Below are 24,799 nucleotides of genomic sequence, written 5' to 3' on the forward strand. Positions count from 1 at the left end.
AGCGTTCCGGTTCGGGATCAGGCGCTGCGTACGCCTTGCAGGAATTCGGCAACTTCCTGCCGGATCAACGCGCCCTGCTCGCCAAGCGATTCTGCAAGGTGCTCCACTTCGGAACCGTTGGACCGTGCAAGCTCGGCAGCCGAACCGACAGCCTCCATGCTCGACACCCCTTGTTCGGACCGCGCCGAGGCACTGGAAACGTTGTGCGAGATTGCCTGAACGGCTTCGTCCTGCTGCTGCACGGCCGATGCCACAGCCGAGGCAAGGCCTTCCATGTCGGAGATGATCCGGTTGACGTCCTCGATCGCCTGGACCGCCTGACCGGAAGACCCCTGGATGGCCTCGATCTGGGTCGCGATATCCTCGGTGGCTTTCGAGGTCTGGTCGGCAAGCTGCTTCACTTCGGCAGCAACCACCGCAAACCCCTTGCCTGCTTCGCCCGCGCGGGCAGCCTCGATGGTCGCGTTCAGCGCCAGCAGATTGGTCTGGTTGGCAATGTCGCGGATCAGCCCCATGACTTCGCCGATCCGGTCTGCCGCGCTGGAAAGTTCCTGCATGGTGGCAACCGTTGAAGATGCACTCCGCACCGCCTGCTGGGCCACTTCCGTCGACTTGTTGGCCTGGCCGGCGATCTCGGCGATGGACGCGGCAAGCTCTTCCGCGGAATGAGCTGCGGAGGTGACGTTTTCCGCCGCCGTGCGCACCGCTTCGGCTGCTTCCCCGGACTGGTTGGCAACATCGTCGGCCGACTGTTCCATCGACTGGGACGTCTGCCGCAGTTCGCCGTTGGCTCGGTCAAGACTGTCGAGTGCCGCGGACACGGTCCCCTCGAACCGGCCGATCAGTGTATCGAGGCGGGCAACGCGTTCTTCGCGCCGCCGGTTTTCCTGATCCTGCGAGGCCGCAAGTTCAGCCCGCTCGACCGCGTTGTCACGGAAGACCTGAACCGTGCGGCTCATGGAAGCAAGCTCGGTGCTGCCACTGTCGTCCGGCAGGTCGAGGTCGGTCTGGCCGCTGGCAAGGGCTTCCATGGCCGACTGCAGACGCGCCAGCGGGCGCGCCACCGATTGGCCGATCACAAGCGCGATGGCCGGCAGCAGCAGAAGCAGAACCACGATAGCCCCGCCGATTGCATAGGTTGCGATCGACCGGGCCATCTCAAGCTGACCGGCGGCTTCACCTTGAATGGTGTTGGCGGCTTCGCTGAGGGAAGCGATGTGCGGTGGAACAAGTTCAAACAGGTTTTCCAGCAGTTCCGAATGCTCGCCCCGCTCTGTCTTGGCGACTGTGTAATCGTCGAAAGTCGTCTTGTATTTGGCCATGTTGTCGGCCAGCTCCGCCTTGATGGCGTCGGAGATATAGACTTTCTTCAAGAGCTTTTCGAAATCGTTGAACTCGCCCTGGAAAACCTCCAGCGCCGCCTCGGTATTGTTGAGCGTGAACTCCCGTTCCGCCAGCTGAACGGCCAGGATCGCGCGGGCCAGCTTTTCGAAATCCGGCCCGCCGCCGAATTTCATCTCTTCCGACAGGCGATGCTTGACCGCCCCAGCATATTCGTTGAGCCCCGCCAGATAGCCCTGCGTAGTGTCATACCCGATCTTCTGCTGGGCAGTGTCCAGCATCTCGAAAGCACCTCTTGTGCCTTCCAGCGTATCCTTGACGTCGGCGATTTCCGAAGCGTAGGCCGCTGCGGCCGGGTTGGTTGCGATCGTCTCCAGAACTGCGCTGGCTTCTTCAAGCTTGGCGTTGAAACTCTGGAATGTCTCGACGGATGGCGTGCTATGGTAACGCTCTTCAATCGAGCGCAGCGCTGCGGCGCTTTCCGACAATGTGCTGACCTGTCCGGCCAGTGTCGAACTGCTGCTCATGCGCGCAAAGGCCGAATTGAGCTCACCCTGGCTCCAGAAGAAGACACCGCCGATCGCAAGGAGCCCAACAATTGTGAAAAGGCTCAAGGCCAGAATTCTGGCTTTGACTGACAAATTCGCGAAGATCCGAAAAGGTGATTGAGATCTGAAGGCCACCAGCGTATGTCCCCTGGATCAACGGATGTGCCATCGGGGTCGATGTTTACATCCATGAGTTGATCGATCTGGAAGTGTTCGTGCTTCTGGCCTGCGTTTCTTTCACGACAGAACGTTCGAACACTCATGTTTGCGCCGTATATTTGACTATAAATGCCAACTTACGGTTAACATGCGTGTAACCCCACCGACTCGACGCAATCTAACCTTGCGTCATCTTCGACTTTGTCATTGAGGCTGCAATTGAATCTCCTCGCCAGAGCCGCACCGGCCATTTTTGTTTTGCTGTGGTCTACGGGCTTCGTCGGTTCTAAACTCGGCGCACCCTACATCGATCCGATGGTGTTTTTGACGGTCCGCTTCGTTGCGGTTTTGCCGGTGCTGATTCTGCTGGCGATGTTCTTGTCGAAGTCCTGGCCGAAAGATCCCGCTGCCATTGCCCATTGCATCTTCACCGGCATGCTGGTTCACGGCATCTATCTCGGTGGTGTGTTCTGGGCAATCAAACAGGGCATGCCAGCTGGAGCGTCCTCGATCATTGTCGGTCTTCAACCCGTGCTGACCGCGCTCATCGCGGTGGCTTTGCTTGGCGAAACCATTTCCCGCAGACACTGGCTCGCCATGGCCATCGGAGCGATTGGTCTTGCATTCGTTCTTGGTCCGAAACTCGACCTTGCCGGATCGGGCATCACGCCGGTGACGATATTCGTGGTCCTCATCTCCGTTGCAGCCATCAGCCTGGGAACGGTCTATCAGAAGCGTTTCGTACAGCACACCGACCTCATGGCGGCAACTGTCTGGCAGTACGTCGGCGCTTTGCTTGTCACAATTCCGCTGAGCCTGACCGAAAGCTGGCAGATCACCTGGTCAGGTGAGCTGATCTTTGCGATGGCCTGGCTCGTGCTGGTCTTGTCCGTCGGTGCAATCCTGCTCCTGATGCTGCTGATCCGCGAGGGCGCGGTCTCCCAGGTCGCCAGCCTTTTTTATCTGGTGCCGGTGGCAACAGCGGTGGAAAGCTATTTCCTGTTCGGTGAATCCCTGACACCGGTTCAGATCGGCGGCATGGTGCTGGTCATCAGCGCCGTCTTGACCATCCGCAAGAAGCCAGCAAGGAGCTAGGAGTGGTCCCCGGAAGCCGTCTTGCGGAAAATCCGGTCAGGCTTCTGTATCCAGCGCCAGCGCAAGCTGTTCCTGACGGCGGCGCCAGTAGCGCCGTTGACGGGAGATTGCCGCGTTGAGTTCACCACCCAGAATGAACACGAGCGCGCAGATATAAAGAAAGATCAGCGCGGTCATGATCCCGGCCAGACCGCCATAAGTGGAGACGTAATTGGCGAAGCTGGCGAGATAGGCGCCGAAGGCACTGCCGGCAATGATCCACATGAACAGTGTGGCGAGCACTCCGGGCCACAGGTCGCGGAAAGTGCGATGCCCCGCCGGCAGCAGCCAGTGGGTGATGAAAAGGCCGATGATCAGCAGCGATCCGGCCAGTGTGTATCGGGCAACGTTGATTGACAGCAGGAAAGTCTCGACCTGCGGCACGAAGACCTTCAGCCCCTCGAGGGCGAGCGGCGCCAGAACCACCAGAAACGTGTAGGCAAGCAGAATGCCGGCACCCAGCAGCACAAGCCCGATCGATTGCAGCCGCAACAGCACGATGGAGCGGTTTTCATGCTGCCGGTAGGCCCGGTTGAGCGCGGTACGCAGCGCCTCCACACCGTTGGAGGAAAACCACAAAGCGGCAACGGCGCCGAAGGTCACAAGGTCGCCGCGGCGAATGGTCAGGACATTCTGGATTTCCCGCACGACAGGCGATGCAACGCTTGCCGGCCAGGCATCGAACAGCAGTTCCGACACCGTGTCGGCAGCACCGGTCATGCCGAGAAAGGCCGCGAGCGAGGCGATGAAGATCAGCAGGGGAAATATCGCCAGCAACCCCGACAGTGCCACGTGACTGGCCATTGCAAAGCCGTCATCCCGGGCGAAGTGACCGATGGCGTCTTTCAGGACGGCGTAGATCACGAGAACTGTCTGTCTGGCGCTCATGACCCAAGATGTGGCCTGCGCTGACACAATTCGTCAAGCCTGGGTAGTGAAAACCGCATCCGCCAAAAGGTCTATAAATTCACGCTCGACAAATGAGGGTGTGCAACGCAACATAGCTTCAACAAGAAGCGCTGCTGCGCAACAAATGAAAACGGAGATCGCCATGTCCACCGCAGCCCTGCCGGCCGCAGAAACACCCGCAAGCCTTACCGAGCGAACGGAAGCTGCCGTCGCCACGCTCGATCATCTGCTCAATCTTGCAGCGCAGCGGGTGCGCGACCGCGTGAGCGAGGATGGGCGCATCTCCTCCCGCCTGATGGAAGAAGAGCAAAGGGCAACCCACGGACTGGCCTGGTTCGCAACCTATGTGGAGTCTCTGCGCCAATTGGATGCCTACGCGAAACGTCTGACCGCGGAAGGCCGCTACGGCGCTCTTGAGGACTACATCGTCCAGCTCGGATTTGCGGAGTACCTTGCGCAGATCTTTGGCGGCATTCCGATGAACCAGGGTGAAATCGTTCGCCTGGCGGATCTTGGCGTCTCTTCCGAAGAAGCTCTTGGCTTCCAGACAGCCGAAATCCTGTCGCTGATCGATTCCGGAAGCCGTCCGGAAATCCGCAGCGAGATCACCCGCCTGATCCGCGACCAGGCGGGCCATTCCACCTTCGGCGACCCAGGTCTGGACGAGACCATGGAGCAGATCCGCAACGAGATGCGCCGCTTTGCGGAAGACAACGTCGTGCCCAACGCGCACGAGTGGCATCTGAAAAACGAATATATTCCGCTTGAGATTATCGAGCAGATGTCCGAGCTCGGCGTCTTTGGCCTCACCATACCGGAAGAATATGGTGGCCTCGGACTTGGCAAGGAGGCCATGTGCGTCGTCTCCGAAGAGCTGTCCCGCGCCTATATCGGTGTCGGCTCGCTCGGCACCCGGTCCGAAATCGCGGCGGAACTCATTCTGTGCGGCGGAACGGAAGAGCAGAAGCAGCACTGGCTACCGAAAATCGCATCCGGCGAGATCCTGCCGACTGCCGTCTTCACCGAACCCAATACCGGTTCGGACCTTGCCTCGCTGAAGACCCGCGCCGTGAAGGACGGCGACGTCTGGAAGGTGTCCGGCAACAAGACCTGGATTACCCATCCGGTCCGTGCCGATATCATGACCCTGCTGGCCCGCACCAACCCGGATGAACCCGGCTACAAGGGCTTGTCCATGTTTATCGCGGAAAAGCCGCGCGGCACCGATGAGGAACCCTTCCCGGCAGACGGCATGAGCGGCGGTGAGATCGAAGTTCTCGGCTACCGGGGCATGAAGGAATATGAAATCGCTTTCGACGGCTTCAAGGTGAAGGGCGAGAACCTTCTCGGCCAGGTCGAGGGCGAAGGTTTCAAGCAACTGATGCAGACCTTTGAAGGCGCCCGCATCCAGACTGCTGCCCGCGCATTGGGCGTCGCCCAGTCTGCACTGGACCTGGGCCTGAGATACGCCGAAGAACGCGTCCAGTTCGGCAAGGAACTGGTCAACTTCCCGCGTGTTGCCGACAAGCTGGCCATGATGACTGCCGAACTGATGATCGCCCGCCAGCTGACCTATTTCTCGTCCTGGCAGAAGGATTCCGGCAAACGCTGCGATCTGGAAGCAGGCATGGCGAAACTGCTTGGTGCCCGCGTTGCATGGGCCGCGGCGGACAATGCGTTGCAGATCCACGGCGGCAATGGCTTTGCTCTGGAATATGCAATTTCCCGAGTCCTGTGCGACGCCCGCATCCTGAACATCTTCGAAGGTGCGGCGGAAATTCAGGCTCAGGTCATCGCGCGCCGCCTGCTCGAGACGCGCGGCAACGCCTGATCGTCATCAGATCGCCCCTTTGTCGCGATGGCCGTGTGCCTGCGCGTGGCGAAGCTTGTCAGATCTCTCGCTCATTCCCTCGTCCGGGGCGCTGTCCCGGGCCTGGGGGCCAAGCTTGCTTTGCAGGCGGCCGATGACGGCCAGGACAATCACCACCATGAGTGTTGCAAGACCCGCCAATCCGATCTGACCGACGCCACAGGCCGTGCCGATGGCGCCTGCCAGCCACATTGATGCACCGGTAGTGACGTTCTGCACCGAGCCGTTGCGGGAGAAGATCAGACCGGCGGAGAGGAACGCCACGCCCGCTGTCACGGCTTCGACCAGACGGAGCGGATCCACATTGACGTTGCTCGCCCCGGAAAAGGGAAGATCGGCAAGCGCCTGACTGATCAGGAGAAACAGACACGAGGCGAATGCGATAAGCATATGCGTCCTGAGCCCGGCATCCTTGCCACGCTCTTCCCGCTCGAACCCGATGATACCGCCCAGAACGATGGCCGCAATCATCCGCAGAACCAGAACGTCCAGCGGAACCGCACCGAAGCCGAGGTCCATCTCTGCGGCAAGCCGGTCTACCATGGTCGTTCCTTGTTGCGGGTCGGTCAGCATAAGAGAGCAACGCCGCAACAAGTCTTTCGTTCCGGAAGGTGACCGGTGCTGGCTGCCGCCTACTCCACGGTAACCGTGATCTTTTCCGACATGACCGGCGGATTGTGCGGAATGTGCGACCAGTCACCCAGCACCAGTTGCAACGTGTGTGAACCGGCTGGCAATTCGATCGTGGTTTCGGTTTGCCCACCACCGAAATGCTTGTGATTGTCATCCGCCGGAATAGCTTCGTTCAGCTCCTCGCCCTCGATACTCTCATCGATGATCAGGTGATGGTGTCCGGTGTTTTCCTTTTCCGTGCCGGCGGGGGCAACGCCCATTCCGGAGAGGCCGAACTGGATGGTCACCGGACTTTTGACGGTGTCGCCATCCTTCAGGTTTACGAAGTAGAGCTTCACGCCGTCCGGTGCCGGAGTTTCTCCAGCCTGGGCGACGGTACCTGTGAGGGCAAGCACGGCAGCACCGAGCCCGATTGCAAGTCTCTTCATGATCTTCTCCCTTTCAAGGACGGAATTCTGCATTGTTCCTCACGACCACTCTTCACTTAGGGCGCCGCGCTCTCTTCCGGTAGGCCCTGCAATCCGTTTCCCGTACTGGTAGGCTTGCGAACTGTCGAAATTGTCACAGATATCCTCAGGAACGCTTCCGGTGGTCCGGCGTTCACTCCAGACGGACCCAAAACTGCAGGAGTGCGACATGAAGGATGCGATCCGACTGAAACATGATGGTTGGGTAGTCGTTGCCGACGGAACCAAGGCTTTGTTCCTGACCAACGCGGGCACGGAACACGTGCCGGACCTCAAGGTCTTTCGGAAAGAAACCCAGGACAACCCTCCCAACCGCGAGCAGACCGCTGACCGTCCCGGTCGTTTGAGTGACGGTCCGCAGGGGCATCGAAGTGCAGTTCAGGAAGCCGACTGGCATGCGCTGGCTGAAGACGATTTCGCCGCGGACCTTGCCCAGATGCTCTACAAGCGCGCCCACAAGGGCAAGTTCGACGAGATCGTACTGGTCGCAGCCCCGTCGGTTCTCGGCCAGGTCCGCAAGCGCCTGCACAAGGAAGTCAGTGACCGTGTCGTCGCGGAGATCGACAAGGATCTCACCAATCATCCTGTCGATCGCATCGAGAAACTTGTCTTCGGAAGATAATCATCTTCTTGCGCAGACGCTGAGGGCATTCGGCCGCCACCGTCCGAACGTCCCTGCCACGATGTGCCTTGCAAGAGCAGGCTCGGAATTTTTTCACCCTAGAACACAGTGGCCGCCAATTGCGGCCGCTGAAACAGGCAGGACCATGACCGTTGATCCGGACTTGGACCGGCCCCTGACGTCCATTGTCGACAGGGTCGGAGACATTACGAAAGAAGGACAGGTCTCGCTTGACCGCGTGGTCGGCGCTTTCGAGAAAACCGGATTTGCGACGATGCTGATCGTGCCCGCGGCCGCCGTCGTGACACCGCTGAGCGGCATTCCCCTGTTTTCAAGCCTTTGCGGAGTGACCATTTGCCTGATCGCGGCACAATGGCTGATGAAACGCGACCGGGTCTGGCTTCCCCACTGGCTGGGTCAGCAAAGTCTTGAGGGCGACAAGGTGCGGGTGGCGATGAACAAGCTGCGGCCCGCCGCACGCTGGCTGGACAAACATTCGCGCGCGAGAGCACGGTTCCTCTTCCGGCAACCTCTTCGGGCCTTGTTGCCGCTCTCCTGCCTCCTGTTCGGCGCCTTGATGCCCTTTCTCGAACTGGTACCATTCTCGTCATCGCTTCTTGGCGCATCTGTTTGCCTGATTGCCTTCTCTCTCCTCACCCGGGACGGTTTCTTTGCCCTAGCCGCGCTTTTGCCCCTGGCCATCGTTGTCTGGGCACTGACGGCCTTGTTCTGAGGAAGGCCTCCCGAACAGGTTCGCAGGATCAACCGAGCGCCTGAAGCGCGATGGCACCGCCATAGATGCCAAGCAGACTGACACTCTCAAAACCGATCCCGCCGGGGCCTGACTTCTGCCGTACCAGCAACCCCAGAAGCAGAACCGCCGTCATCACCAGCCCGATCGCCAGCCAGAAATAGTCCTGAGGGGAGACGGCTTGATACAGCGAGCCGTCGCGATAGGCGACATCGGAAAGCGTCAGGAACAGAGTGTCGAAGGTGTTGCCGCCAACAATGCCGCCGATGGCGAGCTGCAGGGCACCACGATGCACGGCTGCCAGCGTCGTCACCAGTTCGGGCAGCGAGGTGACAACGGCTGTCATCAGCGCACCGACAAGCGAGGCGTTGAGATTGAAACGGTCCGTCAGCGCGCCAGCCACCTCCGCCAGCACCCAGCCCATCGAGGCGAGGATAAGCATCAGCGCTGAAAACCCTGCGATAAGCCGCAAGTTACCGCGCAGGTCGTGCTGTTCCTCATCCGGGCTGTCCTCGTGGGTTTCGGACGTATTCACGACACGCCACATGGGCTGCTCCCGCACGTGCCGCTGAGCCAGCAAACCGCTGCCATAAACGATAACCAGGGCGTAGGAGGCTGGATGAACGCCCAGTAACGTGATTTCCGGGGTGGTGTAGGCGACCAGGGGAATGGCCAGCAAAAGCATCAGCAGGGCACATTGAAAAAGGCTGGAAACGTCAGCGGCCACATGCTCCAGGTTGCCGCGCCGGTAAACGATGTCAGCGATGGCCAGAAAGGCAGTCTGCGCGGCGATACCGCCAACGCCATTTGAAAAGGCCAGCGACGCGCGGCCGTCCAGCGCAGCAGTTACGGACACCACGGTGCCCGAGAGCGACGTGGCCGCCCCCAGCAGGACACCGCCAACCAAGGCCTCGCCCAGCCCTGTCCGGTCGGCGATACGGTCAGCTTGACCGGTCAGATGAATGCCGCAAACCAGTATAACTCCACCGGCACCTGCAAAAAGCGCAAGCAAGACCCACAGCGGCAGGCTGTCGAAACCCATAGTGACCTTGTCCCCTCTTGGCATTTGCGGAAGTTGTCCGGACTTCAAAGGGAAAACGGCCACCCCACCAGGAAGTTCCCACCTGAACGTTCTCCCTTGGAACCCCCGGAGGGGAACGAATAAGGGTCTTGCGCGTTAACCGCTGAAGAGCAGTCGAGCCTGGCTGCCAAGTGGCAACATCGCGAGGTAGTGAAGATGATCTATCACGGCTTTAACGACGATGCAGACCGGCACCTTGCCATCCTGCGTGAAAGGATTAGAGACAAGGAAGCCTCCAGCTGGAAGCACCTTGCTCTTGGCTTCGGATTCAGCGGCATCATTTTTTCGCTGATCGCCCTGATATTCCTGCTCAGCTATTGACCGCACGCCCAAGGCAGCCTGGACGTTTTCAGGAACACTACTGCCGCTCGAACGTTGTTCTGAAGAGTGATGAGGCCGAACCGCCCTCAGCGCTTGCAACGACGCACAATCCAGCGAGGTAGAGATGACTTATCAAAGGCAGACCAACGCACAGGACAAGGAAGTCGTTCTGGGAGAAAAGGAAGCCAAGCAGGGCCTCGAACTTCACGAGATGCGTTACGTCCTGGCGATCGGCACCGCAGGCGCGGTAATCGCACTGGCGGTTGTCGGCTACATCCTGCTTTGAGTTCACCAGTCCGGAAGGGTAGAGCCCTTCGAAGGACCAAACAAAAGGGACGAACCTTGAAAAGGTCGTCCCTTTTGTTTTTCAGGCGAGAGGATCAACTCTCGCTCGCAGAAGGTGACCCGGCAGATTGCCGGGCAGACCGATTAACGGCAAGCCGCCACATATTCACGGCCATAGGAATCGCGGTAGATACACTTGCCCGGTTCCGTTGCCCTTCCGACAAGCGCACCGGCAGCTGCGCCGACGGCGCCACCAACAAGCGCTCCGCCTGCCTTACCGGTCGTTGCAGCACCGATCGCCGCGCCTGAGGCACCACCGATCACCGCGCCCTTTTGCGTGTTGTTGCAAGCGGTCAGACCAGTCAAAGCGACCGCAACCAGCATGATTTTCCACATGATCAACTCCCTTCGTGTTGCATTAGGCAGAACGGGAGAGCAGCGGAAATGTTCCAGAAAAAGATGGGAAACTACCGCCAAGACCAACGCAGAGATCCGTCGTGCGGAGGAACTTCTGTCACCCTCGAACGTTTGCCCGGTATCGGGCAGCCGGCGATCCAGCAGAGGATTTCCCGGCTGCCATTTACAGGAGGATCCGACATGACTGACAGGACCAGGGACGAGATCGCCCGTATTCTGAAAGACAACACGCGCAGCAAGGCTGATCGCGTAGACGAGCTTCTGAGGATGCGCGAGGACGCACGTGCCCTGCAACGGGCGGCGACGGAAAGCCCGATGGGTAACGAAACCCCGGATTCGTCGGGCCTTCGGGACATCGACAGGGCATTGGAGCGCCTCGGCCATAGCGACCTGACCGAGGCTGAGGAAAACAGTGCCGCAACCCTTTGACCGGCGACCTTGCGCGGCCCTTCCAGCCCGGCCTGGAAGGGCGAAACGTTGAAGCTGCCGGCAAGAAAACCTATCTCTAAAGGCGAACACAAGCACAGGCGGCCTCATGAACACCACCTTTGAAGACCTTGGCTTTGACCCCGAGATCCTCGGTCCGGAGGAAGAGCAGAAGAAGACAATCCGTCAGAAATTGATGACGACGGTCCGCAAGGCCGCGCGTCAGGTGCCGTTCATGGAAGATGTCGTCGCCGGCTATTTCTGCGCGCTCGATCCCTCGACACCCAGCAAGGTGCGGGCCACCGTGCTCGCATCGCTGGCGTATTTCGTGCTGCCTTTGGATGTAATTCCAGACTTTCTGATCGGCATCGGCTTCGGCGATGACGCGACCGTGCTTCTGGCCGCCCTCGCGATGATACGCAGCCACATGCGACCGGATCACTACCAGGCTGCAAAGGATGCCTTGAAGGACGGCGAAATCTGACCGCCTTTCTAGAGGTGGTCGCGTCCGGGCTGATCGTCTTGTGCCGGCTTGCGCGTCACTTGACCGGCCGCTTTGGTTCCGTGCCAGCAGCCTGACGTTCTCCCGGCAATCAGCCAGTAAATTCCACCGCCGATAAATCCGGCCGCCAGCGCAACCGCACTTCCCGGCCGGAAGGCACTGTCCGCGGCTTCGGCTCCAAGTGTCCAGACTGCAAAGGCGATCACCCCGGCGGCACCGACGTGAAACAGGAAACTGCGCAGCCGTGCAGCTTCGGCCAGAACGATTGCAACGGCAGCCGGGGCCAGGGCCGTGGCACCGACCACACTTGCACCCACGAGACCGCTTCCGACCATGGTTGCAAAGGCAATCGGATCGGCTTCGGGATGCCCGGCCCGGAAAAAGCCCCAGGCAAGGAACAGGCCGCACGCCAGTACCGCGAAGATGAAACCGAACGCGATCCTGAGAAGCTGCAACATGAATTTCCCGCCGTCCAAACCGCTGTCCCTCCTTGATATGCGCGAGCTGACTGCTTACTTGACCATCTGCCGGTCGGATTGCAACCTTCCAGAACCGGCAGTTGCCCGGCTGGCCATGATCAGGCCAGCCGGAGCCTTAGCCCCTGAAAATGTGACCCGGCATGTCGAAAACGGTGTTTTCGCTTGACTTTTTGCCGGTTTCGCAAGACGTTGGGGGATGGCGTTAGGCCATATCCATCTCAGCACCTTGGTACCAGCGTTCCGAGGGTTTTTGTGCATGGAGCATATCAAAGCCCTAGCGCCACGTTGAAACGAAAGAGGAGTTTGCGACCATTCGCCGTCCGTTCCGCGCCCCGCCTCCTACGAAGGAAGGCCCGCGCACAAACCACGAAATTCGCGTTCGCGAAGTCCAGTTGATTGATCATGAAGGCGCCAACCGTGGCGTCATCCCGACAGAAGAGGCGATGGGCATCGCCATGGATGCCGGGTTGGATCTTGTTGAAATCCAGCCGAACGCAAATCCGCCTGTCTGCAAGATCCTGGACTATGGCCGGTACAAGTACCAGGCTCAGAAGAAAGCAGCAGAAGCCCGCAAGAAACAGAAGACCGTCGAGATCAAGGAGATCAAGATGCGTCCGAACATCGACACCCACGACTACGAGGTGAAGATGAAGAGCATGTTGCGGTTCTTTGGCGAAGGCGACAAGGTGAAGGTCACACTCCGTTTCCGGGGCCGCGAAATGGCCCACCAGGACCTGGGCATGAACTTGCTCAACAAGGTCCGTGAGGAAACCAACGAAATCGCCAAGGTTGAATCCGCGCCGAAGCTTGAAGGCCGCCAGATGGTTATGGTTCTGGCTCCGATCAAGTAAGCTTCATCGCGTTTGAATGTCCGAAAACCCCGCTCCGGCGGGGTTTTCTCGTTTTCGGGCGGCAGAACAGCTCATTTCCTCAAAAATCCCGTCCGGCATGTCACATCCAGCGCCGCTGCCTTGTCATTACCTGCGAACACCACGTGTGCGCAGGAGACGAAAATGATGATGGACAATGGGAATGCAGCAGCAGGGCTTCAGACCAAGCTTGCGAATGACCGGCAATTGATTGACGTCGCCGTCGTTTTTCACAGCGGGTACGGTCACACAGAACGTCAGGCAACGGCTGTCAGGCAGGGCATAGAGGATGTCGACGGTGCACGCGCACTGCTTCTGACGGCCGATGAAGCCAGCACCCGCTGGAACGAACTCAATGCGGCCAGCGCAATTATCTTCGGCACGCCAACCTACGTCGGCGCAGCCTCCGCCGCCTTCAAGACCTTTCAGGAAGCCAGCTCGCAGGAAATCATGTCGAAGGGCTATCTCTGGCGAGACAAGATTGCGGCCGGCTTCACCAATTCCGGTTCGCGTTCCGGCGACAAGCTGGCGGTGCTCATCCAGTTGGCCCTGTTTGCAGCCCAGCACGGCATGCACTGGGTCAGCCTGGACCTGCCGCCAGCCAATTGTTCCTCGCAAGGATCGGAAGACGATCTCAACCGGCTCGGCTTCTGGCTCGGGGCCGCGGCACAGTCGAACACCGACGAAGGGCCGCAGTCAGCTCCCCCGGCCGCGGATCTGGCAACCGCCCGCCATCTTGGCAGGCGTGTGGCGAAAACGGCCTTGCAGTTTGCAGCCGGACGGGTGCAAGCACGGCCCGAACCGGCGTTGACGTGATAGGCTGTCGTGATCATGACGGACACACCGGCCCTTGAAGACGACACCGCTTTACGCAGGCGACTGACCCGCATCGCATACCGCATGCTGGGATCAGTCTCCGACGCGGAAGACGTGGTTCAGGAAGCCTGGGTTCGCTGGCTTGCCGCCGACCGGGAAAAGGTGCGCGAGCCTGTCGCCTTCCTGAAGACGATCGTCACACGGCTTTGCCTCAATGAATTGAAATCCGCACGCCGTCGCCGCATGTCTTACGTTGGCCCCTGGCTTCCAGAGCCCCTGCTGACGACATCAGATGCCGAAGTCGCCGACGACATCACGTTGCCCGTGATGGTGGCTCTGGAGCGGCTGTCACCGCTCGAAAGGGCCGCCTTTCTGCTGCATGACGTTTTCAGCATGGGTTTCGAGGAAATTTCGACAGCCATCAACCGGGAACCGGCAGCCTGCCGCAAGCTCGCCAGCCGGGCCAGGGCAAGGCTGCAGGAAGCAAGACCACGCTTTTCCGCCACGCCGGAACAGGGCCGGAAGCTGGCGACCGCCTTCTACGAAGCATCGCGCAGCGGCGACATGGAGAAACTCCAATCCCTGCTGGCCGAAGACATCGTCGTCTACGCCGACGGCGGCGGCAAGGTGCCTGCCACGTCAGCTCCGACATTCGGGCACGAACGGTCGATGAGCCTCTTTGCGGCACTCGCCCGCTATTTCAGAAAGGCTCCGTCACGCCTGGTCCGGTTTGCTGACATTGACGGACTGCCCGGTTTTGTAACCGAGGAAGATGGCGGCATTGTCCAGACAACCGCATTGCAGATCCGGGACGGCAGGATCATCGCCATCTATGTGACCCGCAACCCGGAAAAGCTCAAGCATCTTGGCGCAGATCAGGAGGTCACGATACGTCCGCCAATTGACCTGAACTGATCAGCACGAGTGGAAATCAGCTTCGCGGCGTTATCCGATCAGCCGGTTCACATCAACAACCGGCATTCCTGCGTTGTGCGCTGCCTCAAGCCCCTGATGACTGTCCTCGAACACGAGGCATTGTGCGGCTGCGACACCGAGCCGGGAAGCGGCTTCAAGGAAGAGATCCGGCGCCGGTTTGGCATGGGCAACGTCATCAATCGTGACAACCGTATCGAACAACGGCAGCAGTCCCGTCTCCTTCAACGACGCCAGCACCACTTCCTGCGGTCCACCAGAGGCGACCGCCATCGGCAACTTGCCGTGAAACCTCCGTGCAATGGCGCTTATTACCTCGATCTCGCCGACTTCACCGATCCGGGCCAATACTGCCGTGCGCATCTCCCGAACGGCCAGTGGGCGATCCACCGTAACGCCGTGCTCGGCTTCGTAGTCATCAAGCAGCACATGTTCCGACATTCCCGCCCGGGCGTGGTACCAGTCCGGCTCCATATGATGACCGGCGGCCCTGAACGCGTCCTGCCAGGCACCGGCATAGAGCGTTGGTGTTTGCACCAGCGTGCCATCACAATCGAAAATCAGGGCCTGCGCCCGTTGGAGAAGCGCCTCCAGTTCATTCATGTCATTGGGCTTTCGATGAGAATTGCACGGAAGTCGTTGACGTTGGTGAGGGTTGGCCCCGGCACCACCTGATCGCCAAGAGCCGCAAAGAAACTGTGGCTGTCGTTATCGCCGAGCATGGCGACCGGGTCGAGGCCAAGCGCCTCTGCACGCTCAAGAGTGCTTGGGCCAACAACCGCCCCTGCAACATCCGCCGCCCCGTCGACACCGTCTGTGTCACAGGCAATCCCGTAAAGACCGTTTGCCCCCTTGAGAGCGATCGCGAGCGCAAGGGTAAATTCCGCATTCGGACCACCACAGCCCTTGCCGCGCCGCGTCACCGTGCATTCACCGCCGGACAGAAGCAGGACGGGCCGCCCACCCGGTTTCATCGCCTGCTGGTATTCGATCGCAAGTCTCGCCTGCTGTTCAGCCACTTCGCGCGCCTCGCCTTCAATGGCGTCCCCCAGGATCTCGACTTCCATACCTTCGTCGGCAGCCAGGCTTGCCGCTGCTTCCAGCGAAAGCGATGGTGCCGCGATGATGCGGTTTTCCACCCTCGACACTCTTTCATCTTCCGGCGGCAGCACTCCGGTGGTGCCGTCCAGCACAGCGAGAACAGATGCCGGAACAGACATGCCAAAGCGTTCGATAACCGCACGCGCGTCAGCTGGCGTCGTCCGATCACCGACCGTCGGGCCTGAGGCAATAAAGGCCGGATCGTCACCGGCAACATCGGAAATGATCAACGCCGTCATCCGGGCAGGAAAGGCTGCCGCTGCAAGCTGGCCACCCTTGACCAGGCTGACATGCTTGCGGACCGTGTTCATGTCGGTGATTGGCGCGCCTGATGCCAGCAGGGCTTCATTCAAGGCCTGCAGGTCAGCCAGCGAAATATCTCCGGCCGGTGCCTCCAGCAGCGCCGACGCCCCGCCTGAAATCAGCGCAATCACGTGATCCGCTTCTTCAAGCGAGGACAACAGACCGAGAAGGCGCTGTGTTGCCTGAAGCCCACGCCCGTTCGGCACCGGATGTGATGCCTCGACGATTTCGATCCCCCGGCAAGGCCTGGAGTAGCCGTCGCGGGTGATGACCAGTCCCTCTGAAGCCCTCCAGGCTGCTTCAACCGCTTCGGCCATGCGTGCCGACGCCTTGCCGGCACCGATCACGACCGTCCGGCCCTTAATCCGTTCCGGCAGGAATGCGGGAACGCACTTCATCGGGTCGGCCGCTGCAACGGCCGTCTCGAACAGACGCCGCAACAGGGCCTCACGCGAACAATCTGTCATGCATTAAGTCCCAGGGTCGATTGCCGTTTGATCAGCTCGACCGGATAATGTTTCGTGTCGGGTGGCCTGACGCCATCGACAATCCAGGCCAGCATCGCTTCGGCAGCATTGCGGCCGAACAGCGCGGTATCGCAGCGCACCGAGCTGAGCCTGGGAAAGGCCAGTGAGCATTCCTCGATATCGTCGAAGCCGATGATCCTGAAATCCTGACCAACCTTGATGCCAAGCTCGGCAAAGCCGCTCAGCATGCCAAGCGCAACCAGGTCGCTGAAACAGATCGCCGCTTCCAGGACTTCGTGTTCCTGAAGGATCTTCAGCGCGATTTCACGGCCGAACTGCCTCGATGGCCGTCCGTGAAAAATGGTCGGCGCAAGACCGTTCGCCTGCATCACGCTTCGATAGCCGGACATGCGCTCCAAGGTAATCGGACGATCTGCCAGACCACCGGCAAAGGCGATCTTCTGACATCCCGTATCGATCAGGTGCCGTGTCGCAGCTTCGCCTCCAAAGGCGTAGTCATGCGAAGCAAAGGGAAACAGATCCGTGCGCTCGTCCAGCTGACGCAGCACCTGCATGGTGGGAATTCCGGCCCGCTCGATCCGCTCGAACGGGCTTTCGTCACCGCCATAGGTCGGCGAGATGACGAAGGCCGACACGCCATGCTCGATCATGCTGTCGATCACCTGGGCCTGGATCTCCGGGTCCTCATCCGTATTGGCGATGACGGTCGAGTATCCCTTGCTGGCAAAGGTCATCTGCGCACTGGCGGCAAATTCGGTGAAGAAGGGGTTGCGCAGGTCGTTGATGATCAGGCCGATGAGGCCGGATGCAGCGCCCCGCAAGCCGGCAGCCGACCGGTTGTAGACATAACCAAGCTCGTCAATTGCCCTGGCCACCTCTTCCCGGGTCGACTGTTTCACAAGCGACGAATTCTGGAGCACCAGCGAGACGGTCGACTTCGAAACGCCCGCCTGCCTTGCAACATCCAGAATTGTCGGCCGCTTCTTCATGAAAGGTCTATCCGATCCCGTGCAGTTTCAGGAGCAGCCCCATGCGCTCCTCGGCGATCTCCGGCTTTGACAACAAACGCGCCTGATCCGCAAGCCGGAAGACCTCCGCATAGTGGGCAATCTCACGCGAAGACTGAAAACCGGCCGGCATGATGAAGTGGCTCTGGGCATCGTTCAGCCAGGCAAGAAACGCGATTCCGGCCTTGTAGAAGCGGGTCGGAGCCTTGAAGATTTCCCGGCTCAGCGGAACGGTTGGCGCGAAGAGCTGGTGATAGGTATCCATATCCCCTTCCGCCAATGCCTCAAGCGCCTGGCTCGCCACGGGGGCAATCGCCGCAAAGGCCCCCAGCAGAGCATGCGAATAGTGCTTGCCATCGCCGGCGATCAGATCTGCATAGTTGAAGTCATCGCCGGTATAAAGCCGCACGCCCTCAGGCAAGCGCGCACGGAAGGCTTCTTCGTGTGCCTGATCGAGCAAGGAAATCTTGATGCCGTCGACCTTTGCCGCGTGGCTTTCGATGATGGCGAGGACGGCGTCGGACGCCGCCGAGACATCCTTAGACCCCCAATAGCCGGTCAATTCCGGATCGAACATGTCGCCCAGCCAGTGCAGGATGATCGGCTCCCGCGCCTGACGGATCAGCCGGCCATAGACGTCGGCGTAATCGTCCGGCCCGGCCCCGATCGCGGGAAGCGCCCGCGAAGCCATAAGAATCGCCTGACCGCCTGCCGCCTCGATGGCCTCCAGCTGGACTGTGTAGGCCGCAACGATGTCGTCCTTCGTCTTGAGATTTTCCAGCGGCACTTGATCGGTGCCTGCCCCACAGGCAACACGCGGCTTCAGCGGATGCGCCTTTGCCTCTTTCATGGTGCGTTCGATCAGTTCCTTTGCCGTTGCCCAGTCAACGCCCATGCCGCGCTGCGCGGTGTCCATGGCCTCGGCCAGTCCCAGCCCCTGATCCCACAGCCAGTGCCGGAATTTCAGCGTATTTTCCCAATCGACAGCCGGAGAACCAACCCAGGGATCGCGCTCGCGCAGCGGATCAGACACCACATGCGCCGCGGCAAAAGCGGTGCGGGTCAGCGGCACGCGCGGGGCACGCGGCGTCAGGGCTTCTCCGATGAGGCTGTAGGGTTCCAGACGGTTTTCGTAAGTGGGCAGGGTCAGCATGATACGCTCCGGAAACTTGGCGGCCGGTCAGGCCGAGACGGGAATATCGAGGACGAGAATGCCGTCGATCCCGCCGATGGCATTGGCGACCAGCTTGGCGCCGAGCGCCTTGTGGTCCGGATGGGTCTGGTAGGCTTCCAGTGCCTCCCAGCTTTCGAAATCGACGGTGAAACCGTGCATGTAGCCCCGTTCGATCTGTTCCGGGCTTTCGCTGCGGCCCGAAACGATCTCGCCGATGCCGGACACCTGATCGCGGATGCTTCTGAGTTCCTGAAACAGGCTTTCGATCAGCTCTTCGGCAACATCCGGCTGAAACTTGATGAGAACGATATGGCGGATCATGACAGCGCCCCGTGATCTTGGCGGATCATGTCGGAGGCTTTCTCGCCGATCATGATGGCCGCGGCATTGGTGTTGGATGAGATGACCGTCGGCATGATCGAGGCATCGACCACACGTAACCCCTCGATACCGTTGAACCTCAGGCGCGGATCGACCACGGCCTTGTCGTCGGAGCCCATGCGGCAGGTACCTGCCGGGTGATGGGAGGTCTTGGAGTGTTCGCAGATGAAGCGGAAGTAGTCTTCGTCGGTCTTCACTCCTGGCCCCGGCAAGTGCTCGGCCTTGATGAAGGGCTTCAGCGGTGCCTGCGCCAGAATTTCCTGCGTCAGCTTCAGACCCCGGATCGACATTTCCCGGTCCTGGCTGTCCTGCAGGTAATTCGGGTCGATCAACGGCGCATCTGCGGGATTGGAGCTCTTCAGGCGCACGCTACCCCTTGAGCGCGGGCGAAGATAACAGGAGTTGAGCGTCACGCCGCCGTCCGGCATGGCGGCAACGCCGGATTCGATCCCCGTCCCCAGACCCAGATGGAACTGAAGGTCCGGCGAACGCGCATCGGGATTCGCGTACCAGAACCCGCCCGTCTCGAACAGGCTGGAGGACACCGGCCCACGCCGGGTGAGCAGATATTGAAGGCCGGCCAGAACCGACAGATGCGGCTTGGCATAGCGGTCGTAGGTATGCGGGCCACTGACTTCGCAAATGCAGTAAAGGTCCAGATGGTCCTGCAGGTTGGAACCGACCTCAGGCTGGTCATAGGCGATATCGATGCCGAGCTTTCTGAGTTCGTCCGCGGGACCGATGCCGGAAAGCTGAAGCAGACGGGGCGAGCCAATGGAACCGGACGACAGAATGACTTCAGAGCCCGCCGTCAGCCGGGTGCCGTCTATGAGTTCGACACCGGCCGCCTTGCCGCCTTCCACCACGATACGGCGCACCTGGGCACCGGTCTTGATGTGGAGATTGGGCCTGCCCTTGTTGGGCGCCAGATACGCCATGGCGGAGGAAGACCGGCGGGCATTGCGCTGTGTCAGCTGGTAGTAGGCAACACCGTCCTGCTTCTCGCCGGTCACGTCCTCGTTTTTCGGAATGCCGAGCGCAGCAGCGGCTTCGAAATAGGCTTCGCAGATCGGCAGCGGGGCACAGGGCCTGGAAACGCCGAGCGGGCCACCCTTGCCGTGGTAGCGGTTGTCGTAGGTGTCGTTGTCCTCGGCCTTGCGGTAGTAGGGCAGAACATCTTCATAGCCCCAGCCCTCGCAGCCCATCTGACGCCACTCGTCATAATCGAGCGCATTGCCGCGGGTATAGATCTGCGCATTGATGGCCGAACCGCCGCCGATCACCTTCGCCTGGGTATAGCGGAACACCCGGCCCTGCATGTGCTTTTGCGGCACCGTGTGCCAGCCCCAGGAGCCGATCCCCTTGGTCATTTTCGCAAAGCCGGCAGGCAGGTGATAGAACGGATGCCAGTCGCGCCCGCCTGCTTCCAGCAGCAGCACGGAAACGTCCGGGTTCTCGGTTAAACGCGCGGCAACAACCGAGCCGGCGCTGCCACCACCGATGATGATGAAGTCGTAGCCTGTATTCATCTGAAGTCTCTCAGAACAACTCGCTCTAAAGCCGGGGGATCGACAGTCCGCCGTCCACCGCGAAGGTCGAACCGGTTGCAAAGGCCATTTGGCCATCGGCAATCGGCACGATGATTGAGCCGATATCGGCGGGCTGCCCCCACCTGGCAGCAGGCACCAGACCGCCTTCGATCCGGGCCGTGTATTTGTCTTTCACTCCGGCGGTCATGCCGGTTTCGATAATGCCTGGCCTTAGCTCGAAGACACCGATGCCATACGGCGCAAGCCGGACGGCGAAAAGCTCCGCCATCATGGCGGCGCCTGCTTTCGACAGGCAGTATTCCGCCCTTTCGATCGACACCATCTCCGCACTTACGGAGGTGATGAAGCTCATCGAGCGATAGCTGTCTGACGGCTGATCCAGCATGCGTCTCGCCACTTCCTGCGCCAGGAAGAAGGCCCCGCGCAGGTTGACACCCATGACGAAGTCGAAACTGTCGGGCGCCAGATCCAGCATGTCGCCCCGGATCCTGGCCGGAACGCCCGCGTTGGAAACAAAAGCCGTCACCGGCCCGAGATCCGCCTCCACCCGGTCGAGCAGCGTCTTGCAATGGTCGATGTCCAGAAGGTCATGCTGGAAATAGCGGCCCTTGCCACCCAGGCTGCTCAGGGCTTCGGCCACCTCCGGTGCGCCCGCTTCTTCCTGAGCGGCGATGGCAACCGTGTAACCGGCCTCCGCGAGAGCCCTCGAAATGCCGAGACCGATGCCGCGCTGGCCGCCGGTGACAAGTGCGATCCTGTTCATGCCGCCAGGTCCTTCTTGATCGTTTCGGCGGCGCGCAGTGCCAATGCCGCGACCGTGAGAGCCGGATTGACGGCAGCCGAGGTTGGCAGCGCTCCCGCATCGGCCACAAACAGGTTCGGATGATCCCAGGACCGGCAGTCCGGATTGAGCACGGAGATAGCCGGATCATCGCCCATGCGCACCGTGCCGCACTGATGCGAGGGCACCCTGCCGTCGAACAGGCGCGACAGCACCAGCGGGAAACCTGCCTCGCGCAGGGTCTTGCGGGTCTTCTCGACCAGCTTCCTGTGCGCCGTCATGTTGGACCGCTGCCAGATGAGCTGGATCTTGCCGTCCTTCAGGACAACCCGGCTTTCAGGATCGGGCAGATCCTCGGAAATCAGATAGAGATCAAGGGCATGCCCGGAAATCCAGCGGGCAGCGAATTTCGGCAACTGCGGCACCTGGATCTTCAGGATATCCGGTGTCACACGACCCAGCAGCTGGACGTTGCCCAATGGCTTGCCGTCTTCGCCGTCATCGAGATACCAGTCATTCAGGCCGAAGGTCTTCTGATAGACGGAAGTATTCCGGAACCGCGGATCAATGGCGATCATCGCCGTCGCATTGTGGTTCATGAAACAACGGCCGACATAGTCCGAGAGGTTGGCAACGCCGGACCGCAACAAGAGCGCCGCGGACTGGACAGCACCCGCACACAGGGCAACGACCCCCGGTGTCAGGCAGATCTCTTCACCGTCCTTGCTGTAGTGGACTTCATCTATTCGGCCGGACTTGTAGCCCGTCCGGAGTGCAGTGACTTCGGCACCGGTGACAAGGGTGACGTTGTCATGAGCCATTGCGGCTTCCAGCGCACAGGTTTCCGCATCCATCTTGCCGCATCTGAGGTCGGGGTAACCGTCCCAGCCGGTATGCCCGGCATCCAGCCAGCGGTCGATATCAACCCCCAGGGGCAGGCTGAACGGGCGAACGCCCGCCTGCTCAAGGCGCCGCCGGGCAATCCGGATGGCTTCCTCGTCCGGGATGGGCGGAAACGGATAAGGCCTGCCGTGCGGCGGTTCAGTCGGATCGGAGGCGGTATCGCCCCGAACCTGGAAAAGCTGTTCGGCGGCGTCATACCAGGGCGACAGCTCGTCATAGGCAATCGGCCAGGCAGGCGAAACACCGTCATAATGCTCCAGCGCGCTGAAGTCCTCTTCCCGGTAACGGATCAGCACCGCACCGTAGAGCTTCGAGTTACCACCGACATTGTAGTAGTTGCCGGGCTCGAACGGATTACCCTGTCCGTCGAGCCAGGTTTCCGGTGCCCGGAAAGCGCTGTTGGTATAGATGCGCCAGGGGTCCCGGGCCGGAGCATCGTCCGGTATCCGGTAACCCCGTTCCAGAATCGTGATCTTGGCCCCGGTCGGAGCAAGGCCCGCGGCAAGGGAAGCTCCCCCCATGCCGCTGCCAATGATCACAATGTCGGGCGCCGTATTCATGGGTCAGGCGATCCGCTTTTCGGTCTTCGGGTCGAAAGCGACCGCCTTTTCCATATTGAAGGCAAACGGGAACACTTCCCCCGCCTTCACGGCAACGTCGGCACGGAAGCGGCCGGTCACGTCTTTGCCGCCGATCTGGCTGACGACGAACGTGTCGGAGCCTGCCGGCTCGGTGACTTCCACCGGAGCATCGACGATGTGAACCGCCTTGGAATTGCGGTCGGCACCATCCTTGTCGGTAATGGCTTCCGGCCGAATGCCGAGGATGATGTCCTTGCCGATGCTGGAGGAGAGCGCGTCGGAGGCAAACGGAATGGCCGCCGTCTTGCCGTCTGCCAGCGAGACTTCCGCAGCCGGCCTGCCGTCCGCCGAGACCACCTTGGCCGGGAACAGGTTCATGGAAGGCGATCCCATGAAGCCCGCCACGAACATGTTGGCCGGATTGTCGTAGATCTCTTTCGGCGTGCCCAGCTGCTGGACATAGCCACCGAACATGACAGCAATCCGGGTCGACAGCGTCAGTGCCTCGATCTGGTCATGGGTCACATAGACGATTGTCGTGCCGAGCTTCTGGTGCAGCTTCTTGATTTCCGTGCGCATGTCGACGCGCAGCTTTGCATCCAGGTTGGACAGCGGCTCGTCGAACAGGAACACGTCCGGCTCGCGCACCAGTGCACGCCCCATGGCGACACGCTGGCGCTGACCACCGGAAAGCTGGCCCGGCTTGCGGTCGAGTAGATGGCTGATCTGAAGGAGATCGGCCACCTGGCCAATCCGCTTTTCGCGTTCCGGCTTCGCAATGCCGTGCATTTCCATGCCGAAGGAGATGTTCCCGGCAACGGTCATGTTCGGGTAAAGCGCATAGGACTGGAACACCATTGCGATGTTGCGGTCCGCCGGCTTGACGCCGTTCATGCTCTTCCCCTTGATCGCGATCTCGCCGGAGGTGATGTCCTCCAGACCCGCAATCATGTTGAGCAGGGTGGACTTGCCGCAGCCAGACGGGCCAACGAGCACGAGGAACTCGCCCTCTTCGATGGAGATGTCGGTTTCATGCAGGACCCGCAAGGATCCATAAGACTTGGTCGCCTGCTTGATGTCGAGAAAGCCCATTGTCTTATCCTTTTACTGAGCCTGCCATCAGACCACGCACGAAGTAGCGGCCCGCGACGATGTAGACGAGAAGGGTTGGCAGCGCGGCCATGATCGCGCCGGCGAAATGCACGTTGTATTCCTTCACCCCGGTGGAGGATTGCACCAGGTTGTTGAGGGCAACGGTCATCGGCTGGCTGTCGAAATCGGAGAAGGACGCGCCGAACAGGAAGTCGTTCCAGATGTTGGTGAACTGCCAGATGATGCAGACCACCGCGATCGGACCGGACGATGGCAGCAGGATGCGCCAGAAGATCCGGAAGAAACCGGCACCGTCGATCTGCGCCGCCCGGACAAGCTCTGTCGGAAAGGCCGCATAGTAGTTGCGGAAATAGAGCGTCGAGAACCCGATCCCGTAGACGAAGTGTACGAAGATCAGACCCGGCACCGTGCCGGCGATGCCCATCAGACCCAGCATGCGAGCCATCGGGATCAGCACCATCTGGAACGGAATGAAGCAGCCGAACAGCAGCAAGCCGAACAGGATGGTCGCACCGCGGAACGTCCACTTGGTGAGCACGTACCCATTCAGCGCGCCGACCAGCGTCGACAGGGCGACCGCCGGAACGACCATGATGATGGAGTTGAGGAAATAGGGCCGCAGACCCGTTGCCTCAACGCCTACCTGGGCACTCGACCAGGCGCTTTGCCACGGAGCGATGGTCCACTCCTGCGGCAGCGCCATCATCCCGCCTGAAGTGATTTCGGTCAGCGGCTTCAGCGAGTTGACCACCATCACGTACAGCGGCAGCAGGTAGTAGATGCAGAATAGTGCGAGCAGCAGATACAGGATCACCCGGGCCGGACGCAGGGAGGAAGACTTGGACATCGTCGAC

Annotated in this window: 28 protein-coding genes; 11 read left to right on the forward strand and 17 right to left on the reverse strand. The window is 60.5% G+C overall.

The genetic code is table 11. From position 1 onward, the window contains the following. Positions 1–17: 17 nt before the first annotated feature. Positions 18–1,955: a methyl-accepting chemotaxis protein gene (locus ACVDG9_RS22880; RefSeq protein WP_447239065.1), complete on the reverse strand. Its 1,938-nt coding sequence runs from the start codon at positions 1,953–1,955 to the stop codon at positions 18–20. A 312-nt stretch (positions 1,956–2,267) separates the two neighbouring features. Here ACVDG9_RS22880 and ACVDG9_RS22885 point away from each other — a divergent pair, with 312 nt between their 5' ends. Continuing rightward, a complete protein-coding gene (locus ACVDG9_RS22885) occupies positions 2,268–3,143 on the forward strand; it encodes a DMT family transporter (RefSeq protein WP_447239066.1) in 876 nt (291 codons plus the stop codon). A gap of 36 nt (positions 3,144–3,179) precedes the next feature. On the opposite strand, the gene ACVDG9_RS22890 is transcribed toward ACVDG9_RS22885, so the two are convergent. Beyond that, a complete protein-coding gene (locus tag ACVDG9_RS22890; RefSeq protein WP_023002964.1) occupies positions 3,180–4,070 on the reverse strand; it encodes a YihY/virulence factor BrkB family protein in 891 nt (296 codons plus the stop codon). Positions 4,071–4,233: 163 nt separating this feature from the next. Between ACVDG9_RS22890 and ACVDG9_RS22895 the strand changes: the two genes are divergently transcribed. Beyond that, positions 4,234–5,922: an acyl-CoA dehydrogenase family protein gene (locus tag ACVDG9_RS22895; RefSeq protein ID WP_055660439.1), complete on the forward strand. Its 1,689-nt coding sequence runs from the start codon at positions 4,234–4,236 to the stop codon at positions 5,920–5,922. Between the two features lie 6 nt (positions 5,923–5,928). Here the strand turns inward: ACVDG9_RS22895 and ACVDG9_RS22900 are convergent, their stop codons facing one another. Further along, positions 5,929–6,504 carry an MgtC/SapB family protein gene (locus tag ACVDG9_RS22900; protein WP_228871083.1) on the reverse strand — a complete coding sequence of 192 codons (576 nt, stop codon included), beginning with the start codon at positions 6,502–6,504 and terminating at the stop codon, positions 5,929–5,931. A gap of 89 nt (positions 6,505–6,593) precedes the next feature. After that, positions 6,594–7,022 carry a DUF4399 domain-containing protein gene (locus tag ACVDG9_RS22905; RefSeq protein ID WP_055659623.1) on the reverse strand — a complete coding sequence of 143 codons (429 nt, stop codon included), beginning with the start codon at positions 7,020–7,022 and terminating at the stop codon, positions 6,594–6,596. A gap of 208 nt (positions 7,023–7,230) precedes the next feature. On the opposite strand from ACVDG9_RS22905, the gene ACVDG9_RS22910 reads away from it, so the two are divergent. After that, on the forward strand, positions 7,231–7,683 hold the full coding sequence (locus ACVDG9_RS22910) for a host attachment family protein (protein ID WP_023002960.1): 453 nt from the start codon (positions 7,231–7,233) through the stop codon (positions 7,681–7,683). A gap of 145 nt (positions 7,684–7,828) precedes the next feature. Next, entirely contained in the window at positions 7,829–8,416 is a 588-nt protein-coding gene (locus ACVDG9_RS22915; protein WP_055659625.1) for an exopolysaccharide biosynthesis protein, read from the forward strand. A 28-nt stretch (positions 8,417–8,444) separates the two neighbouring features. Here ACVDG9_RS22915 and ACVDG9_RS22920 read toward each other — a convergent pair whose 3' ends face one another. Continuing rightward, positions 8,445–9,476, reverse strand: a complete 1,032-nt coding sequence (locus tag ACVDG9_RS22920) for a sodium:calcium antiporter (RefSeq protein WP_055659627.1) — start codon at positions 9,474–9,476, stop codon at positions 8,445–8,447. A gap of 195 nt (positions 9,477–9,671) precedes the next feature. Between ACVDG9_RS22920 and ACVDG9_RS22925 the strand changes: the two genes are divergently transcribed. Further along, on the forward strand, positions 9,672–9,836 hold the full coding sequence (locus tag ACVDG9_RS22925) for a hypothetical protein (protein WP_023002957.1): 165 nt from the start codon (positions 9,672–9,674) through the stop codon (positions 9,834–9,836). Between the two features lie 124 nt (positions 9,837–9,960). Then, complete coding sequence (locus ACVDG9_RS22930) at positions 9,961–10,122, forward strand: hypothetical protein (RefSeq protein ID WP_156912406.1); 162 nt, start codon at positions 9,961–9,963, stop codon at positions 10,120–10,122. Positions 10,123–10,265: 143 nt separating this feature from the next. On the opposite strand, the gene ACVDG9_RS22935 is transcribed toward ACVDG9_RS22930, so the two are convergent. Beyond that, positions 10,266–10,517 (reverse strand): YMGG-like glycine zipper-containing protein, encoded by a 252-nt coding sequence (locus ACVDG9_RS22935; protein WP_023002955.1) that lies wholly within the window; start codon positions 10,515–10,517, stop codon positions 10,266–10,268. A gap of 201 nt (positions 10,518–10,718) precedes the next feature. Here ACVDG9_RS22935 and ACVDG9_RS22940 point away from each other — a divergent pair, with 201 nt between their 5' ends. Further along, complete coding sequence (locus ACVDG9_RS22940; protein ID WP_075283357.1) at positions 10,719–10,967, forward strand: hypothetical protein; 249 nt, start codon at positions 10,719–10,721, stop codon at positions 10,965–10,967. Positions 10,968–11,073: 106 nt separating this feature from the next. Continuing rightward, positions 11,074–11,448, forward strand: coding sequence for a YkvA family protein (locus ACVDG9_RS22945; RefSeq protein WP_023002953.1), 375 nt, complete (start codon positions 11,074–11,076; stop codon positions 11,446–11,448). Positions 11,449–11,456: 8 nt separating this feature from the next. Here ACVDG9_RS22945 and ACVDG9_RS22950 read toward each other — a convergent pair whose 3' ends face one another. Further along, positions 11,457–11,924 carry a translation initiation factor IF-3 gene (locus tag ACVDG9_RS22950; protein ID WP_447239067.1) on the reverse strand — a complete coding sequence of 156 codons (468 nt, stop codon included), beginning with the start codon at positions 11,922–11,924 and terminating at the stop codon, positions 11,457–11,459. Between the two features lie 332 nt (positions 11,925–12,256). Here ACVDG9_RS22950 and infC point away from each other — a divergent pair, with 332 nt between their 5' ends. The 3 genes from infC to ACVDG9_RS22965 all read left to right on the forward strand — a co-directional run bounded on the left by infC (position 12,257) and on the right by ACVDG9_RS22965 (position 14,545). Continuing rightward, positions 12,257–12,796 (forward strand): translation initiation factor IF-3, encoded by a 540-nt coding sequence (gene infC, locus ACVDG9_RS22955; RefSeq protein WP_075283347.1) that lies wholly within the window; start codon positions 12,257–12,259, stop codon positions 12,794–12,796. Between the two features lie 165 nt (positions 12,797–12,961). Beyond that, positions 12,962–13,630: a flavodoxin family protein gene (locus ACVDG9_RS22960; protein ID WP_447239359.1), complete on the forward strand. Its 669-nt coding sequence runs from the start codon at positions 12,962–12,964 to the stop codon at positions 13,628–13,630. Between the two features lie 15 nt (positions 13,631–13,645). After that, complete coding sequence (locus tag ACVDG9_RS22965) at positions 13,646–14,545, forward strand: sigma-70 family RNA polymerase sigma factor (protein ID WP_447239068.1); 900 nt, start codon at positions 13,646–13,648, stop codon at positions 14,543–14,545. 30 nt (positions 14,546–14,575) lie between these two features. On the opposite strand, the gene ACVDG9_RS22970 is transcribed toward ACVDG9_RS22965, so the two are convergent. From ACVDG9_RS22970 to ACVDG9_RS23015, 10 genes are read right to left on the reverse strand one after another with little or no spacing between them, the layout of a single operon-like run. Beyond that, positions 14,576–15,166, reverse strand: a complete 591-nt coding sequence (locus ACVDG9_RS22970) for an HAD family hydrolase (protein WP_447239069.1) — start codon at positions 15,164–15,166, stop codon at positions 14,576–14,578. After that, a complete protein-coding gene (locus ACVDG9_RS22975; RefSeq protein WP_447239070.1) occupies positions 15,163–16,434 on the reverse strand; it encodes a glycerate kinase type-2 family protein in 1,272 nt (423 codons plus the stop codon). Before ACVDG9_RS22975 ends, ACVDG9_RS22970 begins: the two co-directional genes overlap by 4 nt. Next, positions 16,431–17,444, reverse strand: a complete 1,014-nt coding sequence (locus tag ACVDG9_RS22980) for a LacI family DNA-binding transcriptional regulator (protein ID WP_447239071.1) — start codon at positions 17,442–17,444, stop codon at positions 16,431–16,433. The genes ACVDG9_RS22975 and ACVDG9_RS22980 overlap by 4 nt, the downstream gene beginning before the upstream one ends. 7 nt (positions 17,445–17,451) lie before the next feature. After that, positions 17,452–18,615, reverse strand: coding sequence for a dihydrodipicolinate synthase family protein (locus tag ACVDG9_RS22985; protein WP_447239072.1), 1,164 nt, complete (start codon positions 18,613–18,615; stop codon positions 17,452–17,454). Positions 18,616–18,642: 27 nt separating this feature from the next. Next, positions 18,643–18,957: a Dabb family protein gene (locus ACVDG9_RS22990; RefSeq protein ID WP_023002943.1), complete on the reverse strand. Its 315-nt coding sequence runs from the start codon at positions 18,955–18,957 to the stop codon at positions 18,643–18,645. Further along, positions 18,954–20,546 (reverse strand): GMC family oxidoreductase, encoded by a 1,593-nt coding sequence (locus ACVDG9_RS22995; RefSeq protein ID WP_447239073.1) that lies wholly within the window; start codon positions 20,544–20,546, stop codon positions 18,954–18,956. The genes ACVDG9_RS22990 and ACVDG9_RS22995 overlap by 4 nt, the downstream gene beginning before the upstream one ends. 25 nt (positions 20,547–20,571) lie before the next feature. Beyond that, positions 20,572–21,330: a 3-ketoacyl-ACP reductase gene (locus tag ACVDG9_RS23000; RefSeq protein WP_447239074.1), complete on the reverse strand. Its 759-nt coding sequence runs from the start codon at positions 21,328–21,330 to the stop codon at positions 20,572–20,574. Then, positions 21,327–22,811: a GMC oxidoreductase gene (locus tag ACVDG9_RS23005; protein ID WP_447239075.1), complete on the reverse strand. Its 1,485-nt coding sequence runs from the start codon at positions 22,809–22,811 to the stop codon at positions 21,327–21,329. Before ACVDG9_RS23005 ends, ACVDG9_RS23000 begins: the two co-directional genes overlap by 4 nt. A 3-nt stretch (positions 22,812–22,814) precedes the next feature. Further along, complete coding sequence (locus ACVDG9_RS23010; RefSeq protein WP_055659653.1) at positions 22,815–23,924, reverse strand: ABC transporter ATP-binding protein; 1,110 nt, start codon at positions 23,922–23,924, stop codon at positions 22,815–22,817. A 4-nt stretch (positions 23,925–23,928) separates the two neighbouring features. Next, on the reverse strand, positions 23,929–24,792 hold the full coding sequence (locus ACVDG9_RS23015; protein WP_370198002.1) for a carbohydrate ABC transporter permease: 864 nt from the start codon (positions 24,790–24,792) through the stop codon (positions 23,929–23,931). Positions 24,793–24,799: the final 7 nt, after the last annotated feature.

The sequence above is a fragment of the Roseibium sp. RP-7 genome, from assembly GCF_053005225.1.